The sequence below is a fragment of the Mesorhizobium comanense genome, assembly GCF_005503535.1.
Taxonomy (GTDB): Bacteria; Pseudomonadota; Alphaproteobacteria; order Rhizobiales; family Rhizobiaceae; genus Mesorhizobium; species Mesorhizobium comanense.
The window spans coordinates 85,900-97,529 of the sequence record NZ_SCNN01000002.1 but is presented as its reverse complement, the minus strand read 5'-3'; the positions used below and the strand labels follow the sequence as shown (position 1 = coordinate 97,529).

14 protein-coding genes are annotated in these 11,630 nt (G+C 62.6%); 10 read left to right on the top strand and 4 right to left on the bottom strand.

Annotation, left to right across the window (positions count from 1 at the left end):
• The first annotated feature begins 30 nt into the window (after positions 1 to 30).
• Positions 31 to 1,386 carry a formimidoylglutamate deiminase gene (locus tag FFS37_RS04850; RefSeq protein WP_137929814.1) on the top strand — a complete coding sequence of 452 codons (1,356 nt, stop codon included), beginning with the start codon at positions 31 to 33 and terminating at the stop codon, positions 1,384 to 1,386.
• 5 nt (positions 1,387 to 1,391) lie between these two features.
• Positions 1,392 to 2,138, top strand: coding sequence for a histidine utilization repressor (gene hutC, locus FFS37_RS04845; protein ID WP_137929813.1), 747 nt, complete (start codon positions 1,392 to 1,394; stop codon positions 2,136 to 2,138).
• Between the two features lie 183 nt (positions 2,139 to 2,321).
• On the opposite strand, the gene FFS37_RS04840 is transcribed toward hutC, so the two are convergent.
• Entirely contained in the window at positions 2,322 to 2,666 is a 345-nt protein-coding gene (locus tag FFS37_RS04840) for a RidA family protein (RefSeq protein WP_137929812.1), read from the bottom strand.
• A gap of 228 nt (positions 2,667 to 2,894) precedes the next feature.
• Between FFS37_RS04840 and aztA the strand changes: the two genes are divergently transcribed.
• The 5 genes from aztA (at position 2,895) to FFS37_RS04815 (ending at position 7,317) form a co-directional block, all read left to right on the top strand.
• Positions 2,895 to 3,716 carry a zinc ABC transporter ATP-binding protein AztA gene (aztA, locus tag FFS37_RS04835; protein WP_137929811.1) on the top strand — a complete coding sequence of 274 codons (822 nt, stop codon included), beginning with the start codon at positions 2,895 to 2,897 and terminating at the stop codon, positions 3,714 to 3,716.
• On the top strand, positions 3,716 to 4,591 hold the full coding sequence (aztB, locus tag FFS37_RS04830; protein ID WP_137929810.1) for a zinc ABC transporter permease AztB: 876 nt from the start codon (positions 3,716 to 3,718) through the stop codon (positions 4,589 to 4,591). The genes aztA and aztB overlap by 1 nt, the downstream gene beginning before the upstream one ends.
• A gap of 29 nt (positions 4,592 to 4,620) precedes the next feature.
• Positions 4,621 to 5,562, top strand: coding sequence for a zinc ABC transporter substrate-binding protein AztC (gene aztC / locus FFS37_RS04825; protein ID WP_137929809.1), 942 nt, complete (start codon positions 4,621 to 4,623; stop codon positions 5,560 to 5,562).
• 88 nt (positions 5,563 to 5,650) lie between these two features.
• On the top strand, positions 5,651 to 6,859 hold the full coding sequence (gene zigA, locus FFS37_RS04820) for a zinc metallochaperone GTPase ZigA (RefSeq protein WP_232375579.1): 1,209 nt from the start codon (positions 5,651 to 5,653) through the stop codon (positions 6,857 to 6,859).
• 119 nt (positions 6,860 to 6,978) lie between these two features.
• Positions 6,979 to 7,317 (top strand): TIGR01244 family sulfur transferase, encoded by a 339-nt coding sequence (locus FFS37_RS04815; RefSeq protein WP_137929808.1) that lies wholly within the window; start codon positions 6,979 to 6,981, stop codon positions 7,315 to 7,317.
• Positions 7,318 to 7,560: 243 nt separating this feature from the next.
• Here FFS37_RS04815 and FFS37_RS04805 read toward each other — a convergent pair whose 3' ends face one another.
• Positions 7,561 to 8,028, bottom strand: coding sequence for an Lrp/AsnC family transcriptional regulator (locus tag FFS37_RS04805; protein ID WP_137929807.1), 468 nt, complete (start codon positions 8,026 to 8,028; stop codon positions 7,561 to 7,563).
• Positions 8,029 to 8,166: 138 nt separating this feature from the next.
• Here FFS37_RS04805 and hppD point away from each other — a divergent pair, with 138 nt between their 5' ends.
• The 3 genes from hppD (at position 8,167) to FFS37_RS04790 (ending at position 9,951) form a co-directional block, all read left to right on the top strand.
• Positions 8,167 to 9,282 carry a 4-hydroxyphenylpyruvate dioxygenase gene (gene hppD / locus FFS37_RS04800; protein ID WP_137929806.1) on the top strand — a complete coding sequence of 372 codons (1,116 nt, stop codon included), beginning with the start codon at positions 8,167 to 8,169 and terminating at the stop codon, positions 9,280 to 9,282.
• A 70-nt stretch (positions 9,283 to 9,352) separates the two neighbouring features.
• Complete coding sequence (locus FFS37_RS04795) at positions 9,353 to 9,577, top strand: type II toxin-antitoxin system Phd/YefM family antitoxin (protein WP_137929805.1); 225 nt, start codon at positions 9,353 to 9,355, stop codon at positions 9,575 to 9,577.
• Positions 9,574 to 9,951 carry a type II toxin-antitoxin system VapC family toxin gene (locus FFS37_RS04790; RefSeq protein WP_137929804.1) on the top strand — a complete coding sequence of 126 codons (378 nt, stop codon included), beginning with the start codon at positions 9,574 to 9,576 and terminating at the stop codon, positions 9,949 to 9,951. Before FFS37_RS04795 ends, FFS37_RS04790 begins: the two co-directional genes overlap by 4 nt.
• Positions 9,952 to 9,968: 17 nt before the next feature.
• Here the strand turns inward: FFS37_RS04790 and FFS37_RS04785 are convergent, their stop codons facing one another.
• The gene (locus tag FFS37_RS04785) at positions 9,969 to 10,505 is read right to left on the bottom strand and encodes a DinB family protein (protein WP_137929803.1); all 537 of its coding nucleotides are present in this window, start codon (positions 10,503 to 10,505) and stop codon (positions 9,969 to 9,971) included.
• 21 nt (positions 10,506 to 10,526) lie between these two features.
• The gene (locus FFS37_RS04780; protein ID WP_137929802.1) at positions 10,527 to 11,540 is read right to left on the bottom strand and encodes a fumarylacetoacetate hydrolase family protein; all 1,014 of its coding nucleotides are present in this window, start codon (positions 11,538 to 11,540) and stop codon (positions 10,527 to 10,529) included.
• Positions 11,541 to 11,630: the final 90 nt, after the last annotated feature.

Below are 11,630 nucleotides of genomic sequence, written 5' to 3'. Positions count from 1 at the left end.
GTGCTCGCATTCGAATTCGGGAGTTTGGACGTGACGGCGATCTTTGCGGAACAGGCCCTGCTGCCCGGAGGCTGGCAGAACAATGTGCGGATCACCCTGGAGGCGGGGCGCATAGCCTCGGTCGAGACGGACACGTCCGCACATGCCGCCGATGAACGCCATTCTATCCTGCTGCCCGGCATGCCCAATCTGCACAGCCATGCCTTCCAGCGCGGCATGGCGGGCCTGGCCGAACTGCGCGGGCCATCCGCCGACAGTTTCTGGAGCTGGCGCGAGGTGATGTACCGTTTCGCGCTCTCGATGACCCCGGATCAGGTCGAGGCGGTTGCTGCCCAGCTCTACGTGGAGATGCTGGAAGCCGGCTTTTCGCGCGTCGGCGAATTCCACTATCTGCACCATGACCGTGACGGGACGCCTTACGCCAACCTTGCCGAGATGGCCGAGCGCATCGCTGCCGCGGCTGGTGAAACAGGCATCGGCCTGACGCTGCTGCCGGTGTTTTATGCGCATTCCGCCTTCGGCGGCGCGGCACCTAACGAAGGCCAGAGACGTTTCATCAATGACGTGAGCAGGTTCTCCCGGCTTGTTGAGAAATGCAGGGAAGCCGTTCACTCTTTGAATCAGGCCGTGGTCGGCGTCGCGCCGCACAGCTTGCGCGCGGCAACGCCGGAAGAACTTGCCCAGGTCGCCGCCATGACACCGGACGGCCCGATCCATATCCACGTCGCCGAGCAGGTGAAGGAAGTCGAGGATTGCCTTGCCTGGTCCGGCGCGCGCCCGGTCGAGTTTCTGATTGGCCACGCCACCGTCGACAAGCGCTGGTGCCTGATACACGCCACCCATATGACCGAGATGGAGACAGTGGCCATGGCCCGTAGCGGGGCGATCGCCGGCCTTTGTCCTATCACCGAGGCCAATCTGGGCGACGGCACTTTTGCGGCGCCGCTGTTCATCGAGCATGGCGGCCGTTTCGGGGTCGGTTCCGACTCAAACGTGCTGATCGGACTGCCCGATGAACTGCGCCAGCTCGAATATTCGCAGCGCCTCGCGCACCGCGCCCGCAATGTCCTGGCGCGCGCCGGCGGTTCGACCGGGCGCGCTCTGTTCGACGCGGCAATCGACGGTGGCAGCCAGGCGCTCGGCGCTGGACCGGCCCTGATCGCCGCCGGCAATCCGGCTGACTTCGTCTCGCTCGATGCCGGCCATCCCTCGCTCGCCGGCAAGACGGGCGACGCGATCCTCGACGCGTGGATCTTCGCCAATGGCAGCAAGGCCGACTGCGTCTGGGTGCACGGCAAAAAACAGGTCAGCGGCGGCAGGCATGCCAAGCGTGACGCGATCGCCGAGCGGTTCCGCAAGGTGATGACCTCGCTTTCGCAGAGCTGAAACCGATGAGCCTTGTCGAGACAGACGACGTCGAGGGCAGCGAACCCATCTCCCTGCATCAGCGCATCCTGTCCGACATCCGGGAAAAGATACTTTCCGGCGCCTGGCCGCCTGGCCATCGCATTCCGTTCGAACACGAACTGACGGATGAGTACAACTGCTCGCGCATGACCGTGAACAAGGCGCTGTCCCAGCTTGCCAAGGCCGGCCTGATCGAACGGCGGCGGCGCTCGGGCAGCTTCGTGCGCCAGCCGCAATCGCAAGCGGCGGTGCTGGAACTGCACGACATCAGGATCGAGGTCGAAGCGCTCGGCCTGCCCTATCGTTACGAGCGCCTGGAGCGCGTCAAACGGCGCGGCAATGCCGAGGACAGGACGCTGCTGGGGCTTTCGGCTCCCGGTTCGGTGCTGTGGCTTGAAAGCCTGCATTTTGCCGGTGAGCGGCCGTTCGCTTTCGAACAGCGGCTGATCAATCTGTCAGCGGTCCCGGAAGCCGCGGACGAAGAGTTCGTTGAGATCGCCGCCGGCCCCTGGCTGATCGGCCGCGTGCCATGGAGCGAGGCCGAGCACCGCATCCGCGCCATGGCCGCCGACGAGAACACCGCCGACGCGCTCGACGTCGATCCCGGCGCGCCCTGCCTGGTGGTCGAGCGCCGCACCTGGAGCGCGGAGCACCCGGTGACGCATGTCCGCTTCGTCTATCCGGCGCAAAGCCACACGCTGGTGGCAAGATTCACGCCATCGCAGGGGTGAGTGATCTCCACCCTTGTGGGGGAGATGGCCGGCAGGCCAGAGGGGGGCGCCGTAGAGCGCTCGCTTGGAATTGCCAGCCGTTCACATGCTCATTTGCCGACAGGCTGGTGGGACAGCGCCCCCCTCTGCCCTGCCGGGCATCTCCCCCACGAGGGGGGAGATTGGCAGCTTCACCGCCGCGCCTTACAGCGCCGCCGTGATGATGATCTCGACCAGATATTCCGGGCCGGCAAGCTTGGCTTCGCCGGTGGCGCGGGCGGGCGTGTGGCCCTGCGGAACCCACTTGTCCCACTCGGAATTCATCTCGGCGAAGGTGCTCATGTCGGCCAGCCAGATGATGGCCTGCAGGATCTTGGTCTTGTCGGTGCCGGCCTGGGCCAGCAATTCATCGATGGTCTTCAAGACATCGCGCGTCTGCGAGGCGACATTGCCGCCAGGCTCGCCGACCTGACCGGCCAGATAGACGGTGTTGCCGTGGATGACGATCTGGCTCATGCGCGGGCCAACATCGATGCGACGAATGCTCATGGGAGGTTCCTTGGTTTGAGGGGTCGCGCCTCTTTAGAGTCCATGCCGGCCCGGGGCAAGGCCGGCGGGCACGAAACCAATTGAGCCAATTGTCTGGCCTCGACGCATCGGCATACACGGCGAGTTGACCGGTCGGGACACAATTCCGCCAGCTGGCCGTGTTGACTAATGTAATAACATCACATATCGACAAGACCCCTGAATTTCGCGGACGGCCCCGAACGCCTGATGACCACTGCCAGCCTGACCTTTCGCGACCTGACGCTCGGCTACAACAGCCATCCCGCGATCCATCATCTGAACGGCGCCATCCGCAAGGGTTCGCTGACGGCGGTGGTTGGAGCCAACGGATCCGGCAAGTCGACATTGATGAAGGGGATCGTCGGCGTTCTGAAGCCGATGGCCGGCGAGGTCGTTCGCGCGCCCGGCGTGCGCGCCGCCTACCTGCCGCAACAGTCGGAGCTGGATCGCTCCTTTCCCGCCCGCGTCGTCGATCTGGTTTCGCTTGGCCTGTGGCCCAGGCGCGGCATGCTGGGCCGCTACACGGCAGAGGATCGCGCGGCGGTGAGCCAGGCGCTGATGGCGGTTGGCCTCGGCGGCTTCGAGAAGCGGCCGATCGACACGCTGTCCGGCGGCCAGTTGCAGCGCACGCTGTTTGCCCGCGTCCTCTTGCAGGACGCCGACCTGATCCTGCTCGACGAGCCGTTCAACGCGGTCGATGCCAAGACGGTTGGCGACCTAATCGCCCTGATCAAGCGCTGGCATGGCGAGGAGCGCACCATCATGGTCGTGGTCCACGATCTGGATCTGGTGCGGCAGAATTTTCCCGAGACCTTGTTGCTGGCCCGCCAGCCGATTGCCTGGGGCGAGACCAGGGAGGCGCTGAAGCCGGAAAATCTTCTGCGCGCGCGCCGTTTCCATGAGGCTTGGGAAGAAAACGCCCCCTGGTGCGAACCCGATGGCCATGATCATGGACACGATCATGGCCATGGCCACGCGCATGGGCATCATCACGACCATGATCATGATCACGGACCGAGAGCCGCCTGATGGATACGCTCTACGGGATTTTCGTCGCGCCCTTTGCCGACTTCGCCTTCATGCAGCGGGCGCTGTTCGGTTCGCTGATGCTGTCGCTCGGCGCCTGCCCTATCGGCGTCTTCCTGATGCTGCGGCGCATGAGCCTGTCCGGCGACGCCATGGCGCATGCCATCCTTCCCGGCGCCGCCGCCGGTTTCCTGCTTTACGGCCTGGAAATCCTGCCGATGACCATTGGCGGCCTGATCGCCGGCGTCGTCGTTGCGCTGGGTGCCGGCGCCGTCTCGCGCTTCACCATCCAGCGCGAGGACGCCTCGATGGCGGCCTTCTACCTGATCTCGCTGGCGATCGGCGTGCTCATGGTGTCGATCCGCGGTTCCAGCGTCGATCTCATGCATGTGCTGTTCGGTACGGTGCTGGCGCTCAACAATGAGGCGCTGATACTGATCGGCGGCATCGTGGCGGTGACGCTGGTCAGTCTCGGCATCTTCTGGCGGGCGCTGGTCGCCGAATGCCTGGATCCGCTTTTCCTGCGCTCGGTCAGCCGCATGGGCAGCCCGGTTCATTTCATCTTCCTCGGCCTCGTCGTGCTCAACCTCGTCGGTGGGTTCCAGGCGCTGGGGACGCTGCTGTCGGTCGGACTGATGATGCTGCCGGCGGCGGCCGCCCGTTTCTGGACCGTGCGCGTCGAGCCGATGTGCGCCCTGGCGGTGCTCATCGGCTTTGCCTCCTGTATCGCCGGCCTCTTGTTGTCGTACCACGCCTCGCTGCCGTCCGGCCCGGCCATCATCCTCTCGGCTGGCGTGGTCTACTTCGCTTCGATCCTGTTCGGTACGCGCGGCATCCTGCGCGCGCGCATCATCCATCACCGTCACAGAACGGCTTGATCCCCCGCCCCTAGTAAGGAGAACCGCTTATGCTCAAATCATTTGGTGCCGCCCTGGCGATGAGCGTTATAACATTAACCGCCTATGGCACATCGACGGCTCTTGCCGCACCGCTGAAAGTGGTCGCCAGCTTCACCGTCATCGCCGATTTCGCAAAGAATGTCGGCGGCGACCGCGTTGCGATCACCACCATCGTCGGCCCCGACGGCGATGCCCATGTCTACGAGCCGAGCCCGGCCGACGCTGTGGCCATGGCAAAGGCCGATGTCGTGCTGGTCAACGGCCTGCATTTTGAAGGGTTCCTGCAGCGGCTGGTCGATGCCAGCGCCACCAAGGCCTCGATCGTCACCTTGACCAAGGGCGTGACGCCGATCGACTTCAAACCCGAATTCGCGGATGCCGATGCGGCCGAGGGTGCCGGCACGGGTGGCGGCAAGACGGTCACGGATCCGCATGCCTTCCAGTCGATCGCCAACGCCAAGATCTACGTGAAGAACATCGCCGAAGCCTTCTGCGCAGCCGACAGCGATGGCTGCGTCAGCTACCAGACCAACGCCGCTGCGTACACCAAGAAGCTCGACACGCTGGAGGGCGAAGTGAAGGCGGCCATCCAGTCGATCCCGCAAGCCAAGCGCGTCGTCATCACCTCGCATGATGCCTTCGGCTATTTCGAGCATGAATACGGCCTGACCTTCCTCGCCCCGCAGGGCATCTCGACCGATTCCGAACCCTCGGCCGCCGATGTCGCCAAGCTTGTCGAGCAGGTCAAGCAGGACAAGGCTGCCGCGATCTTCGTGGAAAACATCACCAACCCGCGGCTGATCGAGCAGATCGCCAGCGAGACCGGCATCAAGGTGGGCGGCACGCTGTATTCGGACGCGCTGTCGCAGCCGGATGGTCCAGGGTCGACCTATATCGACATGATGCACAACAACATCCGTCAGATCAAAGGCGCGATCCTCGGCAGCTGACCGGACACACTCTGAAAAGGCGGGGCTGATCTCCGCCTTTTTTTGTGATCTTTTGTTATAAAATAACATTACAGAACTGGAGCCTAACATGGACCAAATGCCCGCCGCAAAGCGCCTTCCCGTCACCGTTTTGTCCGGCTTCCTCGGCGCCGGCAAGACCACGCTGCTCAACCATATCCTGTCGAACCGCGAGGGCCGCCGCGTGGCCGTCATCGTCAACGACATGAGCGAGATCAACATCGACGCCGAACTGGTGCGCGACGGCGCCGATCTGTCGCGCACCGACGAGAAACTGGTGGAGATGTCGAATGGCTGCATCTGCTGCACATTGCGCGACGACCTGTTGAAGGAGGTGCGCGCGCTGGCCGAACAGGGCCGTTTCGACTACCTGCTGATCGAATCCACCGGCATTTCGGAACCCCTGCCCGTCGCCGCGACGTTCGATTTTCGCGACGAGCACGGCGAGAGCCTGTCCGACGTCGCCCGTCTCGACACGATGGTGACAGTGGTCGACGCGCTCAATCTGCTCAAGGATTATTCCTCCTCGGATTTCCTCAGTCAGCGCGGCCAATCGCTCGGCGATCAGGACAACCGCGCGCTGGTCGACCTGCTGGTCGAGCAGATCGAATTCGCCGACATCGTGGTTCTGAACAAGATCGGCGCGGCGAGCCCTCATCAACGTGACATCGCAAGATTGATCGTGAGGGCACTCAACCCCGATGCCGAGATCGTCGAAGCCGATTTCGGCAAGGTGCCGCTCGACAAGGTGCTTGCTACCGGACGCTTCGATTTCGACAAGGCACAGCAGAACCCGCTGTGGTTCAAGGAACTCAACGGTTTTCGCGATCATGTTCCCGAGACGCAGGAATATGGCATCCGCTCCTTCGTCTATCGGGCGCGAAAACCGTTCGAGCCCACGAGATTCCAGGCCTTCATTGACCAGGCATGGCCTGGCGTTGTGCGGGCAAAAGGCTTCTTCTGGCTGGCGACGCGGCCGCGCCATGTCGGCGAAATGAGCCATGCCGGAGCGTTGGTCCGGACAGAGAAGCGCGGCCTGTGGTGGGCAGCCGTGCCGCAAGGCCGCTGGCCTGATCATGCCGAGTGGCGCGAAAGCATGGCGCCTTATCTCGATCCCGTATGGGGCGACCGCCGGCAGGAACTCGTCTTCATCGGCTGCGAACCGATGGACGAGGCGAAAATCCGCGCCCAGCTTGATGCCTGCCTTGTCGAGGCCGAGGCTTTCCGGCCCGAGCTATGGCGCGACCTCCCTGATCCGTTCCCCGCCTGGGCGGCTTGAGGCAAGTTCGTTTCGGGAAAAGCCTCCCTCCGCGCTGAAGGATTTCTGCCGGCGCGGATTGCCGACAAGAGCGGGGAGTGGCAAGACTCCTTGCCAAATCAGTTTGTGAGGATGCTGCCATGGAATACCGCGAAATCAGCGAAGATTATTCGGTCTCCGGCCAGATTCAGGCGGAGGACGTAGCAGCCATCAAGGCCGCCGGCTTCAAGAGCGTCATCTGCAACCGTCCGGACGACGAACAGCCCGGCCAGCCTTCGGCCAAAAGCATCGGCTCGGCGGTCGAGGCCGCCGGCCTCGCCTTCCGCTACATCCCTGTCATCAGCGGCCAGATCACGCAGGAAAACGTCGATGACCAGGCCGAGGCACTGGACGAACTGGAAGGCCCGGTGTTCGCGTATTGCCGGTCCGGCGCGCGGTGCACCAATCTTTATGGGCTGATCCAGCAGTCGAAGGGCTGAGCTGACCCGATTGAAGCCAGTCAATCCCGCACGCTGGCGATCCTTCACACCCCTCTCTGTCCTGCCGGACATCTCCCCCGCAAGGGGGGAGATCAGATATCGTTTTTTGCTTTGGCCAATTCCCAAAGTTGCAGAACGGGCGCTGAGTCCGGAAGCTGCCAATCTCCCCCCTTGCGGGGGAGATGGCCGGCAGGCCAGAGAGGGGTGCTGTCCCTCTGACGTATCCAGAAAATTCGGCTCCATTCAAATCGGCAGCGCGCCGGTTTCCTTGAGCGTTTCGAGTACGATCGCCGTCTTCACATGCTGCACAGACTCATGCGGTAGCAGCACGCCGTTGACGAATTCCGACAATGATTTGAGGTCGGGCGTCACCACCTTCAGGATGTAATCCATCTCCCCGGTCAGCGCGTGCGCTTCCTGCACTTCCGGCAGCCGCGCCACCAGTTCGCCGAAGCGGCGGGCATTGTCGCGGTTGTGGGTGGCCAGTGTCACCGAGATGACATTGACCAGCGAGAAGCCGAGCTTGTCGCGGTCGAGCACGGCCCGGTAGCCCTTAATATAGCCGTCTTCCTCCAACCGTTGACGACGGCGCGAACATTGCGACGCCGACAGGTTCACCCGCTCCGAAAGATCGCTGTTGGTAAGCCGCGCATCGCCCTGAAGAAGCGCCATTATCTTGCGATCAAACTGATCAATGCGCGTCTCATCCATGATTTTGTCTCCGATTGCGCACACTTCGCGCACCAGATGATCATTCCAAGCGGCTGAATGCAAGCACCGTGCACCGGCTCCGCGCTATGATGGCGGCAGATGAGCCTTTCAGGCCAAACGAGATTTCGGAGGAATATCATGGGTCCCTTTCCGCACGACGCACCACCCGCAAAGATCAGCAAGGAAAACCCGGCCGGCACCGATGGTTTCGAGTTCGTCGAGTTCGCCCATCCCGAACCGCAAAAGCTCGCCGAACTGTTCACCCGCATGGGCTATGTGGCGGTGGCCAAGCACCGTACGAAAGACATCACGGTCTGGCGGCAGGGCGACATCAACTATGTCGTCAACGCGGAACCCGGCTCGCATGCGATGAAATTCGTCGACAAGCACGGTCCTTGCGCCGCATCCATGGCCTGGCGCGTGGTCGATGCCAAGCACGCTTTCGACCACGCCGTCTCGCAAGGCGCCACACCCTACGAAGGCAATGACAAGGCGCTCGACGTGCCGGCGATCGTCGGCATCGGCGGCTCCCTGCTCTATTTCATCGACGCTTACGGCAAGAAGGGTTCGGCCTATGACGCCGAATTCGAGTGGCTCGGCGCGCGCGATCCGCGGCCACTGGGCGTCGGCTTCTATTTCCTCGACCACCTCACCCACAATGTCTATCGCGGCCAGATGGACAAATGGTGGGATTTCTACCGCAACCTGTTCGGCTTCAAGCAGATCCATTTCTTCGACATCGACGGCAAGATCACCGGCCTTGTCAGCCGGGCGATTACCTCGCCCTGCGGCAAGATCCGCATTCCGCTCAACGAATCCAAGGACGAGACCAGCCAGATCGCCGAGTATCTGAAGAAGTACAATGGCGAAGGCATTCAGCACATAGCGGTCGGCACAGACGAGATCTACGCGGCCACCGACAAGCTCGCCGCCAACGGGCTGAAGTTCATGCCCGGCCCGCCGGAAACCTATTACGACATGTCGTATGCCAGGGTGAACGGCCATGACGAACCGATCGAGCGGATGAAGAAGCACGGCATCCTGATCGACGGCGAAGGCGTGGTCGACGGCGGCATGACCAAGATCCTGCTGCAGATCTTCTCGAAGACGGTGATCGGGCCGATCTTCTTCGAGTTCATCCAGCGCAAGGGTGACGAAGGCTTTGGCGAAGGCAATTTCCGCGCGCTGTTCGAATCGATCGAGCAGGACCAGATCAAGCGCGGTGTGATCAGGGTAGACGGCAAGGCAGCGTAGGCTGCCCCGAACCGAACTTCTTGCGGCGCGATCAATTATGACCTAAATTATGGTCATAAAGGATCGCGCTATGAATGTTTCCATCGCCGAGGCCAAGGCTAAATTGTCTGAACTCGTCAGCCGCGCTGAAGCCGGCGAGGAGATCATACTTACACGCCACGGCAAAGTGGCCGCGCGCATTGTACCGCCGGCGGCCGCCGAAACGCTGCCGCGTATCGGCGCCTTGAAGGGCAAGATCTGGATTGCGGACGATTTTGACGAACTCGGTCCCGAATGGGACGAGTACGTGAAATGACGGTCGGCCAGTATCTCGCCGACACCCATATCATCCTCTGGTCGATTTCGGACGACCGACGTCTCAGCGAACAGCACCGCGCTATCCTGGCTTCGGACGCGGTGGTGTTCGCCAGCGCGGCAAGCGTGTGGGAAATCGCCATCAAACGTTCGATCGGAAAACTCGATGCGCCCGACGATCTGCCAACGCTGCTTCCAAGGATGCGATTTCAGCCGCTCGCCGTAACTTTACATCATGCGAATACCGTCAGCGGCCTACCCCACCACCATGGTGATCCGTTCGACAGACTGCTGATCGCGCAGGCGCAGGTGGAGAACCTGACCATCCTAACATCTGACCCGCATTTCGCCCGCTACGGCGTCGCTCTGGCCTGATAGGCGAAAAAACCGGCTCACAATCCCAGCTTCTCGACCTCTGCCTCCCTCAGCTTAATGTCATAATCGAGCAGGAACTCATCGAGTTGCGGCGGCGGCACCGAGGTGCCGGACAGCATTGCGTGCACCTGGCCGCGATGGTGGATGTCGTGCAGGAAGACATGGGCAAGGATATCGCCGATGCGCTCGGGGATCATGCCGTCCTCACGCCGGTCGGTGATCACGCGGCGGTCGAGATCGGCCTCCGACAGGCCATCGCAGAAGACGATCAGTCGCCGGTCAGCCGCGATCTGCGCGGCAAACAGCGCATGGGGCTCGTCGAAAGGCACAAAATCATCAAAGGCAGCGGCACCGACGCCGCCCTCTTCGAGAAAATCGAGATAGAGATAGTCGACCGCAAGGACATGGTTGAGCGTTGCCTTGATCGACGGGAAAAAGCTGGTGCGCTCGGCTTCGAACTCACCGGGCTTGAGCGCAAGCACGGCACGATAGAGCCGGTCGTTCGACCAGAGATTGTTACCGGCCATGCGGCGCAGATGGTCCAGAAGATTCATCGCTGAAACCTCTCTTAGCCCCTAGCCCTCGTATTTCTCGACCTTCTGCTCGATGGCGCCGAAGATCGAATGTCCGGCCTTGTCCTTCATCTCGATGCGCACCGTGTCGCCGAAGCGCAGGAACGGCGTCTTCGGTTCTCCCGCCTCGATGGTCTCGATCATGCGCAGCTCGGCGATGCAGGAATAGCCGGCGCCGCCCGCCGACACCGGCTTGCCGGGGCCGCCGTCCAGCTTGTTGGAGACGGTGCCCGAGCCAATGATGGTGCCGGCGGCAAGCGGTCTTGTCCTGGCGGCATGGGCAATCAGCGCCGGGAAATCGAAGGTCATGTCGATGCCGGCATTGGCGCGGCCGAAGGGCTTGCCGTTGAGATCGGCAAGCAGCGGCAGGCTGACCTTGCCGCCGTCCCAGGCATCGCCCAGTTCATCGGGGGTCACCGCGACCGGTGAAAAGGCCGATGACGGTTTCGACTGGAAGAAGCCGAAACCCTTGGCCAGTTCCGGCCCGGTCAGCGCGCGCAAGGTGACGTCGTTGACCAGCATGACCAGCCGGATCGCGGCTCGCGCTTCATCGAGGCTCGCCCCCATCGGCACGTCATCGACGATGACGGTGACTTCCCCCTCCATGTCGATGCCGAAGGCTTCATCGGCCATGCGGATCGGATCACGGGGTGGAATGAAGGCATCCGAGCCGCCCTGATAGATGAGAGGGTCGGTCCAGAAGCTTGCCGGCATCTCCACGCCACGCGCTTTGCGCACCAGTTCGACGTGGTTCACATAGGCCGATCCGTCGGCCCATTGATAGGCGCGCGGCAGTGGAGAGTGCGCGTCATGCTCGTGAAAGCGGGCCGACGGCACAGCATTGTTTTCCAGCGATTCCGCTATCGTCGCGAGATGCGGCGAGATCCTGCGCCAATCGTCGAGTGCCGCCTGCAGCGTGCGCGCCAGGAACGAGGCATCGGTGTACTGCGTCAGGTCGCGCGAGACGACGACGAGCTTTCCGTCGCGGGTCCCGTCCTTCAAGGTGGCAAGCTTCATGCGGTTTCCTCTCCTTGCGCGGCCTTGGCGCCGCTTTGGCTTTTTGCCTTAAGCATGATCTTTTCCGAAAGACGGCTTGCATGCGGTCCT